The organism is Arthrobacter sp. S41 (genome assembly GCF_004320535.1).
In the GTDB taxonomy this organism is placed as follows: domain Bacteria; phylum Actinomycetota; class Actinomycetes; order Actinomycetales; family Micrococcaceae; genus Glutamicibacter.
In genome coordinates this window covers 1,745,162-1,757,937 of record NZ_SIHY01000001.1, presented here as the reverse complement: position 1 = coordinate 1,757,937, position 12,776 = coordinate 1,745,162, and the positions used below count along the sequence as shown (strand labels likewise).

Here is a 12,776-nt window from a genome sequence, read left to right as displayed (position 1 = left end):
CAATGAGCACAGCCGAACCAGCGAAGCTACCTTTGGCTCTGCAGGTACCTACACAGCGAGTGAGCCGCGGTTGGATTGCTGCGGTGGTCACCGTCCACATTGGTATCAATATCGGCTTTTTCGCCCCCATTCAGGTGCTCCTTGGGCTGCATGCCGAGCAACTGGACGCTAGTCAAAAGGGTGCCATCTTGTCCTTGGTGACCGGTGTGGGAGCGGCCGTGTCCATGGTTGCTAATCCACTCTTTGGTGCCCTCAGTGACCGCACTACCTCTCGGTTTGGCCGTCGAATTCCGTGGGTATTGTGCGGAACCCTGTGCGGGGCCCTCGCCCTGTTGCTCATGTCAACGGCCCATACCGTAGGGCTTCTGGTCCTTGGCTGGGCTTTGATGCAGGCCGCTGGAAACGCTGCGGTAGCTGCCATCTTTGCTGCCATCCCGGATCGTGTCCCGGTAGAACAACGCGGCATTGTGGGCGGATTAGTAGCGCTGGGACAAACTTGCGGTTCGCTCATAGGTGCGGTCATCGGCATGGTGGCCGCTGGCGATCTAGTCTTCGGTTACGCGTTGGTCGCCATCGCTATGGCCATTTGCGCCGTCCCTTTTGTCTTGATGCGCAAGGACTCAGTGCTACCCAAGGCAGCACTAGAACCCATCACGGCGTTGCAATTTGCTCAAAGTTTCTGGATCAACCCGGTCAAGCACAAGGACTTCGGCTGGGCCTGGCTGACTCGGTTCTTGCTCTACCTCGGCAGCCAGCTGTGCCTGGTCTACCTCTTGTACTTCCTGCAAGACGCCATTGGTCATCCAAACCCGGCACAGGGTGTTTTGGTGCTGACCGCCGTCTATGCGTTCTGCGTTATTTTCTCTTCGGTGATATCCGGAAAACTTTCGGATCGCGATGGTAAGCGTAAGAAGTACGTCATCATTTCTTCAGTGATTGTCGCCTGTGCAGCAGGGGTTATGGCAGTCTCATCTACCTTTGCCATGGCACTGATTGCTGCGGTGCTGCTAGGCATCGGATTTGGTGCCTACCTTGCGGTGGACTTCGCCTTGCTGACGCAGGTGCTTCCTACAGCCGATTCACGCGGCAAGGATCTTGGCATGATCAATATTGCCAATTCCTTGCCTCAGGTGGTCGCCCCGCTGGTGGCTTGGCTGGCAGTGACTTGGCTTGGTGGCTATCCGACCTTATTCCTTTGCTCGGTAGTCGTCTCGCTTCTTGGCGCAGTGCTGGTGCGAAAAATTAAGTGTGTTCCATAGCCTTGGGTGACTCTATCTCGTGGTTGATCAACGACGCACCTTTTGGGGTGACGTTGTTGTTCTTCTTTCTTGGCACCTTCACTCGTGGCAACGCGACGTACTGGGTGGGCCGCGGGATTGCCAAGGGTGTGGAGCGTAGCCGCTTTGAGAAGCGGCTTCACGCTCCGGGGTATCTCAAAGCCCAAAGGTTCATCCAACGCTGGGGTGCACTAGCGGTTCCGTTGAGTTTCTTGACTGTGGGTGTGCAAAGCGCGGTCAACCTCTCTGCTGGGATAAGTAAGATGCCACTGCGTCGATATGTCCCGGCCGTGGCACTTGGCGCGGCATTGTGGGCCTTGATTTACACAAGTATTGGTATGGCTGTGTTCTACGCGTGGTTGGCGTTGGACTGGCCATGGATTGTGGCAGGCATTGTCCTGCTAGCCATAGTCGCGTTTGTTGTCCTTCGCTGGCGCACTCGCGAGCGCGAGAAGCAGGCGCCGGATGCAGAACAACCTTCAGAAATAAAGGGCTGACCGGCCGTATGATGAGTGGGTCAAACCGCGAACACTGAGAGTAGGTACGGCAAATGTCGCTGAACTTATCCAAGTCAGAGAATAGTCCTGTGCAGCTCGATGAAATCGACCGCAAGCTGTTAGCTTTGCTGAGCAAGAACTCACGGCGAACAAATAACTCGTTGGCGCAGGAGCTCGGTATCGCGGCTTCGACCTGTTTGGCACGGTTGAATGCTTTACGCGATTCCGGAGTGATTTCTCGCTTCACCATCGAGGTGGATCCGCAGGTCTTGGGGCGCGAATTGGAGGCGTTGATCTTTGTGAAGATCCGCCCGGGCGCCCGACATCTTATGTCTAACTTTGCTAGTGAAATGCGTTCCAAGTCTGGGGTGCGCCAGCTGTTCTTCTTGGGTGGTGCCGATGACTTTGTCTTGCATGTGGCGGTGCGCAACTCTGCCGACGTGCGACAGTTTGTACTTGATAACCTTTCAGCTAATCCTGCCGTTGCGACCACACAAACTTCTCTGGTGTTCGAACACGGGCAGGGAAGTGGCGAATTTTAGGCCTTAAGCTCAGGCGAAGTACCCCGCAGATTTTCGTAGGAGTGATCCACGCAATGGGCCTACTTCGAAGAAATGTGCTAAACTTGTTGTTCTTCTCTTAGCAATACCGCGGTCCTCTGGCCGTCAAAGATTTACTTTGACCAAACGGATGGACCACATACGGAAGCGACTGAAGAATGGGGAGGTCGAGAAGATAATGAATTTGGAAACAACAATCGTAACGGCCGTGGTGACTCTGGCGGTTTTGGCCATCGTGAGCATCGTGATGGTTCTTCGTTACAAGCAAGAACACCAGACAGAAATTCGCCAGGCTCTGGTGGCCAAGGCCTATAAGTATGGGATTGCCTCGCCTGAGGACCTATCAAACCATGATCTGAACATGCAGATCCGCGAGGCCAAGCGCCAGCGCAAGAACAATGAGAACGATTTGAAAACTGTCTAAACAGATTCATCGTTAGAGCATTCGGCCCCAGGTTGATCAAACAGCCTGGGGCTTTTGCATGCCAAAAAGCTGCCACAAAAATGTAGGTCAATTGTTTTGGCGCTATGTCCCCGGTCACCGAAAAACTCGATTTAGCCCCAGAACCGTGCGGATTGCATCACAAGTGCGTGTGTGGTTCTCGACAAAAGACTTCCGCAGCTAAAACGGTTCAGAAATGATGGTTATAGCTGGAAAGACGTGATGGAAATGAACTAGGAGCAACAGGTATGGCAACGATCCCTTTGGGCGAAGATATTCTTTTGGCACGGCACGGTGCCAACATCGTTAAGCTTCGCCAGGATCGTAAGACCCGTTCAACTGTTGCTGTGTTGCGTGATGGTCAGATGGATACCGCATCCAACTTGCTCACCTTTTCCACCCCATCACTGAGCCCGGCCGCCAGCTTTGGTCGAGGTGCGGTGCGGTACCTGAATGATGAAGCTGAAGTGAGCCGCGGTGAGGTCCGTTCTTTGATCAAGATTTCCTTTGGCTTCAGCGCTGTGATGGGCATTGTTTTTGGCGGACTGGTTTTGGCTCTGTACAAAGTCGGCGGAAACGAAGCGATCCAGTCGCTGACATATATGGGTGGCGCTCAGTAGACCCTGCGGTGCGAAATTGATGGTGAGGTTCCAAGATAACTTGGGAGCTCGCCATTTCTTTTTTGTGGGCAGAAAACTTTGAACGCGGCACGCCTTATAGCTCTCGTTTTTCTTCACCCGCAGGCATAGGATGACCAGAACTAGGCGAACAAGGAGCAGGCCATGCGTTTTGTTTTGGAAGTCAACTTCGATACCGAGAACATGCAACTCAAGCCGCTAGAAGAGCTTCAACGGATTCTGGGGGACTGGTCGCAACGCGTGGCCATGTATCCGCTGGAACCGGGGTCTCAAGAAGATGTCTACGACTCGCAGAATGAAGAAGTCGGAGAATGGGCAATCTTAGAAGACTAATCTCGGCGCTTGGAAATCCATCCGATCACATAGCCGACCGCCAGGGTTACTAGTAGGACCAGCCATAGTGGTGCCGCGGAGTGGATCAAGAAAAACTCCACACGCACATAGGTCAGGTTCTGCAAGATAAATACCAGAGCGAGAATCACCAAGGCGATGGCCGTGATCTGCTTGGCGTTTAGCGCGAATCGGCTGGGCTTGCGCTCCGGGTCAGTCATTGCTTTTTCCTGTCGCTAAGAGCCCATCGATGATGGCCGCGAGACCACGCTGGAATGAATCATCGCTGGTATTGAGCTGTGTTTCGCGTTGTGCCGCCACCGCTTGGGTGAAGTGTGGGGTGAGATCTTGGTGGTTGCTGGTATCAAAAATATCGTGGGGTGCTGCGGTGTCCATGGCCGAACCAAAGATAAAAGATTCCAAAGCAACAATGGTCGGAATGATCGTCTTCTCGGCCAGTCCGAAGTCTTTGAGACCTTGAGCTACACGCTCATACATGCCCAAGGTGCGTGGCGAATCCGAGACTGGAAGCACCGCAATAATGGGGATGAGCGGAATGTGCCGACTGAAAATATTACGGTAGTTGGTCGCCCAAAGAACTAAGGCATTTCGCAGTGGTTCTGTATCAAAAACTGACGTATCGATATCTGCCATGATCAGTTCCTGAATCCACTGCATCAGATCATGTTTTGAATCCACATGGTTATACAAAGCCGAGGGTGAAACACCTAATGACTTGGCCAGGCGCTGCATTGTTAGTGATTCATAACCACCATCGGAAACCAGTTCCAACGCGTTGACGGTAATACGTTCCCTGTTGAGCACCGCCTTGCGTGGTCGCCCTGCGCGCCTGGTTCCGGATTCTGTCATTCGTTCTCTCCCTGACGTGGGTTGCTTCACAACTCGATGTTCTTCCCCTATGCTATATGACAAGTAAATGAACCGAATTCATTTTATTGTTTGAGGGAGCTTTTCATGGAACATCTGGAACGCGACGTAGTTGTCATTGGCGCTGGCCCATCGGGTCTGACCGCAGCCTACGAGCTGAACAAAGCAGGCAAGTCTGTCGCCGTACTCGAAGCTCGAGATCGTGTGGGCGGCCGCACCTGGAGCGACCAGATGCACGGAGCCACCATCGAAATCGGCGGTCAGTGGATCAGTCCCGATCAAACTGGTCTCTACTCGCTGATCAACGAGTTGGGCATCGAAACCTTTGAACGCTACAAGGCCGGCAAAAGTGTCTACCTCAACGAGCAGGGTGAAGCCATCGTTTATGAGGGCGAAGACTTCCCCGTCTCCGAAGACAGCGTGGCCGAAATGAACAAGCTCATCGGCATCATGAACGAACTGGCCGCACAAATGAATCCAGACAAGCCATGGGAACACCCACAGGCCCAAGAGCTGGACATGGTTTCCTTCCACCACTTCCTGCGTCAGCACTCCTCGGACGAACTAGCCTGCAACAACGTCGGCCTCTTTATTGCCGGTGGCATGCTCACCAAACCAGCCCATACCTTCTCTGCACTTCAAGCAGTATTGATGGCTTCCTCGGCGGGATCCTTCGACAACCTCGTTGATGAAGATTTCATCCTTGACCGCCGCATCGTTGGCACCATGCAGGGCGTATCCAAGACGGTTGCTGCGCGGCTGGGTGAAGAAATCGTATTCCTGAATAACCCAGTGCTGAAGCTGGAATGGAATGATGACGGGGTGGTAGCTCACGGTGAGACCGTCACCGTGTCCGCCAAGAAGGTTGTGGTGGCAATTCCACCTAACCTGTACTCGCGAATCACTTACGTTCCTGCGCTTCCACGCAAGCAGCACGTCACCCATCAGCACCAGTCCATGGGCTTGGTCATCAAGGTGCACGCCGTTTACGAAACCCCGTTCTGGCGCGAAGATGGACTGTCGGGAACCTGCTTCGGGCCCAACGCACTAGTCCAGGAACTCTACGACAACACCTACACCGGAGAAAGCACCGGAACCTTGGTGGGCTTCATCTCGGATCTGAAAGCTGACGAGATGTGGGAACTGGACGATGAGGCACGTCGCGAAGCCATCCTGCAGGGCATTGCCGACTACCTTGGCGAGAAAGCGCTAGATCCAAAGGTCTTCTACCTCTCGGATTTCGCTTCTGAAGAATGGACCCGCGGAGCTTACGCAACCAGCTATGACCTAGGTGGCCTGCACCGCTTTGGCCCAGTCCAGAACGATAACCTCGGACCAATCTATTTCTCCTCCTCGGACTTGGCCGGCGAAGGCTACCAGCACGTGGATGGCGCGGTACGTATGGGTCGCCGCTCGGCCGCACGCATCATCGCAGAACTTGATGGCACCAGCTACGACGAGAACTACGATGGCGTGCAGACACTGACCTCTACCGCAGATAAGGTCAACGCCTAAATCATGAAATTGCTTGTAGGTTACACCGCCGAAGAACGCGGTGCCGAAGCTATCGAACTGGCCAGCGCGCTTGTTGCATCCACCCCGGATGCGTCCTTGCACATTGCCATTGTGCTTCCGGCTGCTGCACCCTTTAGCGCTGTCTACCCGGGTGGAGATCATGGATATTCAACCATTCTCTCCGCTCAAGTAGACCAGTGGGCAAAACACGCCCTGACGCTGGTGCCCGAAGGAATCCAGGCCTCGGTGGTGGCGAGATCAGTCTCCTCCGTGGCCGAAGGGCTGATTTCGCTGGCTCAACAGGTTGATGCTGACGGCATCGTGCTCGGCGGCCGCAAACGTCACCGGGCAGGGTTCTTCATGCCCGGGGCAATCGCCAACGCGTTATTGCACTCCTCGCCAGTTTCGGTGTTCATGTCCTCACCGACTGCTATAGAAACCTTGCGAGCTGCCAACGGCAAGCTCACCAGGCTGACCGCCTTTGTGGGGGACCGGCCCGGAGCTAAAGACGTCATTGAACTCTCGGCCCAAATTGCTACAGCCTGCGCAGTACCACTTCGAGTAGCAACCCTAGTTTTGCCCTACGACGTTCAAGACCCAGACCGGGATCTTGATGCCCACGTTCAGGCAACCAGCGATTACCTTTCGCAACTGACAGCGTCCATGGAATTGGACGCCACTATTGACGTTGTTGTTGGGCGCAACCTCGATGAAGCAACTGGCCAGCTTTCCTGGCAAGACGGCGATCTCGCCTTGCTTGGCTCAGCACGCTTAGCGGCTGCCCGCAGGCTCTTTATCGGGCCTAAAGCCCAACGTATCCTCGGCAAGCTTTCGGTGCCCATGGGTGTTATCCCTAACCCGGGATCAGGCAACTAGCTTCACTTTTTTAGATCTTGAAGGAAGGGTGGCTCGGTACTTCTGACCGACGCACTTATCGCCTCACTAAAGCAAAAGGTAAACCAACATGTCGCAAGACTTGAGGCAGGATTCTAATCCTGCAGCCGCTGAAACCGGTTTGCACGAAAAAGGGCTCTCCAAGGGCACCGTAGGCGTTATGGGCCTGGTGGTCATCGGAATTTCCAGTATCGCCCCGGCATACACCCTCACCGCAGGACTGGGCGCAACGGTGGCTGAAGTAGGCACCAGTCTTCCAGCTATCTTGCTAGCAGGGTTCTTGCCCATGCTGTTGGTGGCCTTGGGCTACCGAGAGCTAAACAATGCCATGCCCGACTCAGGGACCTCGTTCACCTGGGCTACCCGTGCCTTCGGACCAATGATTGGTTGGATGGGCGGTTGGGGGCTGGTGGCTGCCACGGTGATTGTCCTTTCAAATCTGGCCGCTGTCGCAGTTGATTTCTTCTACATCCTGCTGGCCCAACTGACCGGTCACGACGAGATCGCTGAGCTGACCACCAATCTGTGGATCAACATTCCCACTACCTTGATCTTCATCGCTGTTGCCGCCTTCATCTCCTATCGAGGCATGAACGCAACCAAGGTCTTCCAGTACGGTCTGGTCGCGTTCCAGGTAGCGGTGCTGTTGCTGTTCGCGGTGATGTCCTTTACCTCAAACCAACCTTTTGACCGAACCCCGATTACCTTGGAAATGTTCAACCCAGCTGGCGTTGAGAGTTTCTCGGCCTTTGCCGCCGGCATTTCACTGTCTATCTTCGTTTTCTGGGGTTGGGATGTCACCCTGACCATGAACGAAGAAACCACGGATCCTAAGAAGGTTCCGGGCCGAGGTGCGACGTGGACTGTTCTGCTGATCATGGCGCTGTACGTAGCAGTATCCCTCGGTGTGCTGTACTGGGCGGGCGTGGGAACCACAGGCTTAGGCGCTGGAAACCCGGAAAATCAGGAATCAATTTTCGCTGTGCTCTCCGGTCCAGTGATGGGTCCGCTGGCCTTGTTGATGTCTTTGGCAATCCTCTCCTCCTCGGCAGCCTCGCTGCAGTCCACCATGGTTTCCCCGGCACGTACTTTGCTGGCCATGGGCTACTACAAGGCCTTGCCCACCAGCTTCGCAAAGATCTCTCCACGATTCATGTCGCCTTCGGTGGCTACCTTTGTTACTGCTGCCGCAGCTGCAGTGTTCTACGTGGTTACCCGTCTGGTCTCTGAAAATGCCCTCTGGGATACGATCACCGCGCTTGGCCTGATGATCTGCTTCTACTACGGGCTGACCGCACTCGCTTGCGTTTGGTATTTCCGTGCAGAGCTCTTCAGCAGTGCAAGAAACGTCATCTTCAAATTCCTGGCACCACTCATTGGTGGCGTGGTTTTGCTGGTGTTGTTCTTCGCCACGGCCTTCGAGTCGATGGACCCCGACTACGGTTCAGGATCCAACATTGGGGGAGTAGGAATGGTCTTCATTCTTGGCGTCGGAGTTCTGCTGCTTGGTGTCGTAGTCATGATCTACATGCGGATCACCCAGCCATCCTTCTTCAAGGGAGAAACCATCAAGACCTACAAGCCAATCAAGTAACTACAAAAAGAATCTTTGGCATTGAACCACCCACGAAACTCTTCGTGGGTGGTTCAATTGGTTCATGGCTAACTCGGTGCTTTTCATCTGCTCACGCAATGCCGGCAAATCTCAGATGGCTGCCGCGCTCATGGACTATATTTCTGACGGCAAAGTCACCAGCTATTCGGCTGGCACTAATCCGGGCTCTGGCATCAATCAAGAAGCTGTGGCCGCGTTGTCGCAGGCCGGGGCCGACATGTCAGGCGGAACGCCGAAGCCTATTGATCCGCAGATTGTGGATCAGGTGGACCGGGTCATCATCTTAGGTACAGATGCGCACCCGAACCTTGCCCCGACGGTGAACGCGGAACGCTGGGTGACCTATGAACCCAGTGAAGATGGAATCACCGGCGCCGAGCGCATGAATCTCATCCGAGATGAAATTGCTGAGCGAGTCAGGGAACTCTTCCACGAGCTGGAAGACTAGTGCTTGTCTTTGCTGAGTTTCTTTAGCAGTTCAGTGGTGCGGTAAGGAATTACGTCGCGCAGAATCATTGAGGTTGAGGTGCGGGTAATGCCCGGGCACAGTCGAATCTCTTCACTGACGCGGTAGAGATCATCTGGATCCGTCGCCGAAACACGAATCAGTAAATCGGTGTCGCCAGCAGGTGCAACACATTCCAAAACCTCAGGGATCTGGCGAAGGGCTGCGATGGCTTCATTCAGGCTGGCCTGATTCAGTTCAGCACTGACAAAAGCACTGACACCGCGCCCCATGGATGCAGGCAGGATGCGAGCGGTGTTTGGACGCAATGCACCGGAGTGGGCCAGACGTTCCAAGCGAGTCTGAACAGTGCCTCGGGCTAGGCCCAGTTGCTGCGCCAACATCATGATCGGAACACGTGGATCAGCATCAAGCGCCAGCAGGATACGTCGGTCGGTTTCATCGAGCTGATACGTATCCGAATTCATATACTGGTCTCCTGTGACAGGTTGTGATGCACGTGCGTAAGTACCTTCTTAGGATTTTAGTCAATATGACCAGTTGAGCCCAAATGTGTTGCGCGGACTGCCCGATAATGTTGCGTAAAAACCGGCGCTCCATGCCAGTAAAAGCGGTTTCGCGTCATCCGTGATCTCTTGTCCACATAAGCGTGCTTCACCGATGTTTTGGGAAGTAATCCAAGTACCCTATTGCTATGAGGTTTATGCGCTTGGAAGATGTTGCTGAGGAGCTTAATGTAAAGCTTCCTCAAGTCCGCGCCCTAGTAAAAAGCGGCGAGCTACCAGCAATCCAAATTGGTGGCCGTGGCATGTGGCGCGTAGAACGCGTCGAGTTGGAAAACTATATTCAGCAACGCTATGCGCAAGCTCGCGAAGAGATCACGAACGACTCCACTCTTAGGGCTGAGTAGTGTTCTTCAGATAGAACTTCAGGGCGTCACGTACCAGCGGCGCATGTCCGCCATAGTTCTTAGCAAACCGTTCGTCGGCGACGTACATGTCGGCCAAAGATTCAATGTATTGAGCATGTTTCTCAGGATCTTCAGCACCCAGTGGCGTTCCCGGAACGGAAGATAACCATTGCACGTGACGTGCGGCCAGCGACTGGGCCACCTCGCTTTCTGCACTCACTTGGTCGTTGCCGGCCTGGATCCACGCGTCGTTTAGTTCTTGAACCAGCGCGAAGAATTCACTCTGCTCTTGCTTAGTCTTACTGCGCCACCATTTATTTGAGCTGTTGTAGGCCTCGGACCCCCAACGCTCGGTGACTTCTTGTTTGTACTGCTCATTGAATCCGTCAAAGCTCGTTTCGGGTTTCATAGTCTCTCCAGTTTCTAGTGCGGTAATTGAGTGCTTCAGGGCGAGAATCTGCCGGTCTAACGTTTCTCGTTGAAGCTGCAGCTGCTCGACGTGCTTCTTGAGCGCCTCACGTTCATCGCTTTGGCGCTCTAAGATCTCGGCGATATTTTCTAAGCTAAGTCCCATGTCCTTGAGTACCAGAATTCGTTGAAGTCGAACCAGCTGGTCTTGGGCGTAGAAGCGGTAGCCGTTTGAAGCCACGCGGTGCGGGCTAAACAGTCCGATGTGGTCGTAATGGCGCAGGGTGCGGCTGCTGATCCCTGCAGTCCGAGCCAAGTACGCAATAGAGAATTCGTCAGGCTCTTCAAAGTTCGTTGGCTCGTTCATATGCCACACGCTACCGGTTGACGCTACGTCAATGTCAACGGGTAGCTAAGAATCTGTTATTCACAATCTGTGATTCAGGCCTCTCGGCAAAATGGCGGAAAATTCTAGGTAAAAGTGATTCTCATTGATCATATTGACTACTGTGTCGACTGCTCATTGCGCACGGTGAATCATGTGTAGTTCAATGAAATCAGACGACGTTGGAAAGGTAATCGCCGAATCCAATTACGACCTAACGTGTTTGTAGACCACCTGCATCTACATCGCTGAAGAAGAACTGGCCACCCACGCCAGGACTTGGTGAAAGAACTTTATCGATGGCTCGTGAGCATTCCTGTTTGCTGGAATGCTTGCGGGCCATCTTTTTGTGAGCCCACCTAAACTGCGAACATACCTCGTGCCCTTCGCGCAGTGCCCGGTCGGCTCTGGAACAATGAGCCCGTAGGTACATGAAGGAGCATTGTGGGTTCAATGAGGCGCGTCTGGCAAAACTGGTGGATGCAATTAGTCGGTGGCATTTTGATGGCGGCCATCGCTGTCTTGCCGTGGTTGTGGATCGGTGAAAAAGACCGAGCGATACTCCCGGTAGCTAGTGACGATGCTCTTGGATTGATTATCGTATTCGCTTTGACAGCACTGCTTGGTAGCTGGTGTGTTCGCCGAATAGGTCGAGGACGAACCGGATTCGCGGTGGTGACCGCGGTAGGAATGTTCCTGGGCATGCTTGCCCTTGGTGCTCAAGGAATTCAAGCGACAAGCCCGGCGGCGTTTAGTGGAGATCTGTCCAAAGCTTCAGTACACCAGCTCTGGGTATTTGGTTCGCTTTTGGTCATTAGCCAAGCGTGGTACTTCTTGAGCGCAAAGTTGCGTTTACCCGTGGCAGCACTGTTCTACGCCATGTTGGCGGTCAGCCTTGGGTACTGGTTGCAGATCGTTGCTTCGCTCATCGCCGGCGCCCAAAGTTATGCGATCTATCTGGGCTATGCAGGTGCTTTGATCTTGGGCCTCATCCTTGGTTTTGTTGGATTCCTGCGTGCCTCGAATCTGATTTTTTGGGTACTGTCCTTAGCTATCCAATGGGTCATGCCCGCGGTAGTGGACAGTGCAGCGCGCGTCATCCAATCAGAGGTTGGTTTCGCCAAGGGGCTGCGTGCTTTTGGTAAGAACTTCAGCGCAACCGTGCTTGAGGTGCCATGGCAAACGCCATTGATTATCAGCCTTGCTACGGCCATGCTCACCAGCGTCATTATCGTGATCGTTCGCAAGGCACGTAGGCGCTAGGGCGATACGACCTAGAATGAACTTATGGATGAACTGCGCGAACGCGATCCCGAAGAACTGGTCCAACCCATAATCTTGAGGATCGACAAAGAAGATCCTTCAACTGAAGATGAGGGGCTTTCGGCAGTTTCTCGCGCAGCGGTCATTGCATACCTTCAGGACCCGCATAACGAGGACTGGCAGAAGTGGGCGGAACAAGCTTTCGCTAAGTCGGTGCGGCGAGCGAATCCGAAGATGTTCGCCAAGGTCCTTGAGTTGTTCCCAGAGCAAATGGTTAGCGAAGTGGGCAAGGCTCAAGCTGTCGGTTTGCCACCGCTTCCGGCCGCGGATCTTCCCAAGCTGATTGCCAAGCTTCAGGTCTCAGGCACGCAGCTACCCAAGAGCGATGAAATCCTTGATTCTAAAGTAATCATCGCCGTCAATGCCTCCCTTGAAATGTCTACCGGCAAGGCAGCCGCTCAGTGTGCCCACGCGTTGTTTGCATGGTTGACCGAAAGCAGAGGTCAAGACATTGAGGGATGGCTCAAAGTGCATGCTCCGGTAGGGATTCGACACCTGCCTAAAAAGGACTTTGAAGTATTGTCACGGCGAGCAAGTGGGCCGGTGATCCAGGATGCCGGCCGTACCGAGATTGAACCCGGATCTACTACCGCATTTGTTCTCGTTCAAGCCGACTAGCAAGAACGTC

The 12,776-nt window shown here is 54.0% G+C and carries 17 protein-coding genes; 13 read left to right on the top strand and 4 right to left on the bottom strand.

What is annotated here, in order from left to right; all coding sequences use genetic code 11:
• Positions 1 to 2 precede the first annotated feature (2 nt).
• From EYR88_RS08130 to EYR88_RS08105, 6 genes are all read left to right on the top strand, one after another.
• Positions 3 to 1,259 (top strand): MFS transporter, encoded by a 1,257-nt coding sequence (locus EYR88_RS08130; RefSeq protein ID WP_131089139.1) that lies wholly within the window; start codon positions 3 to 5, stop codon positions 1,257 to 1,259.
• Between the two features lie 2 nt (positions 1,260 to 1,261).
• Positions 1,262 to 1,774: a VTT domain-containing protein gene (locus EYR88_RS08125; protein WP_131089138.1), complete on the top strand. Its 513-nt coding sequence runs from the start codon at positions 1,262 to 1,264 to the stop codon at positions 1,772 to 1,774.
• 53 nt (positions 1,775 to 1,827) lie between these two features.
• A complete protein-coding gene (locus tag EYR88_RS08120) occupies positions 1,828 to 2,316 on the top strand; it encodes an Lrp/AsnC family transcriptional regulator (RefSeq protein WP_131089137.1) in 489 nt (162 codons plus the stop codon).
• A 196-nt stretch (positions 2,317 to 2,512) separates the two neighbouring features.
• Positions 2,513 to 2,758 carry a hypothetical protein gene (locus EYR88_RS08115; protein ID WP_131089136.1) on the top strand — a complete coding sequence of 82 codons (246 nt, stop codon included), beginning with the start codon at positions 2,513 to 2,515 and terminating at the stop codon, positions 2,756 to 2,758.
• 266 nt (positions 2,759 to 3,024) lie between these two features.
• On the top strand, positions 3,025 to 3,396 hold the full coding sequence (locus EYR88_RS08110) for a hypothetical protein (RefSeq protein WP_131089135.1): 372 nt from the start codon (positions 3,025 to 3,027) through the stop codon (positions 3,394 to 3,396).
• A 162-nt stretch (positions 3,397 to 3,558) separates the two neighbouring features.
• The gene (locus EYR88_RS08105; protein ID WP_131089134.1) at positions 3,559 to 3,747 is read left to right on the top strand and encodes a hypothetical protein; all 189 of its coding nucleotides are present in this window, start codon (positions 3,559 to 3,561) and stop codon (positions 3,745 to 3,747) included.
• Here EYR88_RS08105 and EYR88_RS08100 read toward each other — a convergent pair.
• A complete protein-coding gene (locus EYR88_RS08100; protein ID WP_131089133.1) occupies positions 3,744 to 3,965 on the bottom strand; it encodes a LapA family protein in 222 nt (73 codons plus the stop codon). The two genes, EYR88_RS08105 and EYR88_RS08100, sit on opposite strands and share 4 nt — an antisense overlap.
• Positions 3,958 to 4,614 (bottom strand): TetR/AcrR family transcriptional regulator, encoded by a 657-nt coding sequence (locus tag EYR88_RS08095; RefSeq protein WP_131089132.1) that lies wholly within the window; start codon positions 4,612 to 4,614, stop codon positions 3,958 to 3,960. The genes EYR88_RS08100 and EYR88_RS08095 overlap by 8 nt, the downstream gene beginning before the upstream one ends.
• Positions 4,615 to 4,719: 105 nt before the next feature.
• Between EYR88_RS08095 and EYR88_RS08090 the strand changes: the two genes are divergently transcribed.
• From EYR88_RS08090 to EYR88_RS08075, 4 genes are all read left to right on the top strand, one after another.
• Positions 4,720 to 6,147: an NAD(P)/FAD-dependent oxidoreductase gene (locus tag EYR88_RS08090; RefSeq protein ID WP_131089131.1), complete on the top strand. Its 1,428-nt coding sequence runs from the start codon at positions 4,720 to 4,722 to the stop codon at positions 6,145 to 6,147.
• A 3-nt stretch (positions 6,148 to 6,150) separates the two neighbouring features.
• A complete protein-coding gene (locus EYR88_RS08085; protein ID WP_131089130.1) occupies positions 6,151 to 7,023 on the top strand; it encodes a universal stress protein in 873 nt (290 codons plus the stop codon).
• A gap of 88 nt (positions 7,024 to 7,111) precedes the next feature.
• Complete coding sequence (locus EYR88_RS08080) at positions 7,112 to 8,635, top strand: APC family permease (protein WP_131089129.1); 1,524 nt, start codon at positions 7,112 to 7,114, stop codon at positions 8,633 to 8,635.
• Positions 8,636 to 8,699: 64 nt separating this feature from the next.
• Complete coding sequence (locus tag EYR88_RS08075; protein WP_131089128.1) at positions 8,700 to 9,104, top strand: low molecular weight phosphatase family protein; 405 nt, start codon at positions 8,700 to 8,702, stop codon at positions 9,102 to 9,104.
• Here EYR88_RS08075 and EYR88_RS08070 read toward each other — a convergent pair.
• Positions 9,101 to 9,589 (bottom strand): Lrp/AsnC family transcriptional regulator, encoded by a 489-nt coding sequence (locus EYR88_RS08070; protein ID WP_131089127.1) that lies wholly within the window; start codon positions 9,587 to 9,589, stop codon positions 9,101 to 9,103. The two genes, EYR88_RS08075 and EYR88_RS08070, sit on opposite strands and share 4 nt — an antisense overlap.
• Before the next feature lie 236 nt (positions 9,590 to 9,825).
• Here EYR88_RS08070 and EYR88_RS08065 point away from each other — a divergent pair, with 236 nt between their 5' ends.
• Positions 9,826 to 10,032, top strand: coding sequence for a helix-turn-helix domain-containing protein (locus tag EYR88_RS08065; RefSeq protein WP_131089832.1), 207 nt, complete (start codon positions 9,826 to 9,828; stop codon positions 10,030 to 10,032).
• On the opposite strand, the gene EYR88_RS08060 is transcribed toward EYR88_RS08065, so the two are convergent.
• Complete coding sequence (locus tag EYR88_RS08060) at positions 10,019 to 10,807, bottom strand: MerR family transcriptional regulator (RefSeq protein ID WP_131089126.1); 789 nt, start codon at positions 10,805 to 10,807, stop codon at positions 10,019 to 10,021. The two genes, EYR88_RS08065 and EYR88_RS08060, sit on opposite strands and share 14 nt — an antisense overlap.
• A gap of 471 nt (positions 10,808 to 11,278) precedes the next feature.
• Here EYR88_RS08060 and EYR88_RS08055 point away from each other — a divergent pair, with 471 nt between their 5' ends.
• On the top strand, positions 11,279 to 12,088 hold the full coding sequence (locus tag EYR88_RS08055; RefSeq protein WP_131089125.1) for a hypothetical protein: 810 nt from the start codon (positions 11,279 to 11,281) through the stop codon (positions 12,086 to 12,088).
• Positions 12,089 to 12,112: 24 nt separating this feature from the next.
• Entirely contained in the window at positions 12,113 to 12,766 is a 654-nt protein-coding gene (locus tag EYR88_RS08050) for a peptidyl-tRNA hydrolase (RefSeq protein WP_131089124.1), read from the top strand.
• Positions 12,767 to 12,776 lie beyond the last annotated feature (10 nt).

What these genes read in the sequence shown, in the direction of transcription:
- EYR88_RS08120 (WP_131089137.1), top strand. Translation starts at nt 1,828, where the DNA reads ATGTCGCTGAACTTATCCAAGTCAGAGAATAGTCCTGTGCAGCTCGAT.
- EYR88_RS08070 (WP_131089127.1), bottom strand. Translation starts at nt 9,589, where the DNA reads ATGAATTCGGATACGTATCAGCTCGATGAAACCGACCGACGTATCCTG.
- EYR88_RS08055 (WP_131089125.1), top strand. Translation starts at nt 11,279, where the DNA reads ATGAGGCGCGTCTGGCAAAACTGGTGGATGCAATTAGTCGGTGGCATT.
- EYR88_RS08130 (WP_131089139.1), top strand. Translation starts at nt 3, where the DNA reads ATGAGCACAGCCGAACCAGCGAAGCTACCTTTGGCTCTGCAGGTACCT.
- EYR88_RS08115 (WP_131089136.1), top strand. Translation starts at nt 2,513, where the DNA reads ATGAATTTGGAAACAACAATCGTAACGGCCGTGGTGACTCTGGCGGTT.
- EYR88_RS08085 (WP_131089130.1), top strand. Translation starts at nt 6,151, where the DNA reads ATGAAATTGCTTGTAGGTTACACCGCCGAAGAACGCGGTGCCGAAGCT.
- EYR88_RS08105 (WP_131089134.1), top strand. Translation starts at nt 3,559, where the DNA reads ATGCGTTTTGTTTTGGAAGTCAACTTCGATACCGAGAACATGCAACTC.
- EYR88_RS08100 (WP_131089133.1), bottom strand. Translation starts at nt 3,965, where the DNA reads ATGACTGACCCGGAGCGCAAGCCCAGCCGATTCGCGCTAAACGCCAAG.
- EYR88_RS08050 (WP_131089124.1), top strand. Translation starts at nt 12,113, where the DNA reads ATGGATGAACTGCGCGAACGCGATCCCGAAGAACTGGTCCAACCCATA.
- EYR88_RS08065 (WP_131089832.1), top strand. Translation starts at nt 9,826, where the DNA reads ATGCGCTTGGAAGATGTTGCTGAGGAGCTTAATGTAAAGCTTCCTCAA.
- EYR88_RS08090 (WP_131089131.1), top strand. Translation starts at nt 4,720, where the DNA reads ATGGAACATCTGGAACGCGACGTAGTTGTCATTGGCGCTGGCCCATCG.
- EYR88_RS08080 (WP_131089129.1), top strand. Translation starts at nt 7,112, where the DNA reads ATGTCGCAAGACTTGAGGCAGGATTCTAATCCTGCAGCCGCTGAAACC.
- EYR88_RS08060 (WP_131089126.1), bottom strand. Translation starts at nt 10,807, where the DNA reads ATGAACGAGCCAACGAACTTTGAAGAGCCTGACGAATTCTCTATTGCG.
- EYR88_RS08110 (WP_131089135.1), top strand. Translation starts at nt 3,025, where the DNA reads ATGGCAACGATCCCTTTGGGCGAAGATATTCTTTTGGCACGGCACGGT.
- EYR88_RS08095 (WP_131089132.1), bottom strand. Translation starts at nt 4,614, where the DNA reads ATGACAGAATCCGGAACCAGGCGCGCAGGGCGACCACGCAAGGCGGTG.
- EYR88_RS08075 (WP_131089128.1), top strand. Translation starts at nt 8,700, where the DNA reads ATGGCTAACTCGGTGCTTTTCATCTGCTCACGCAATGCCGGCAAATCT.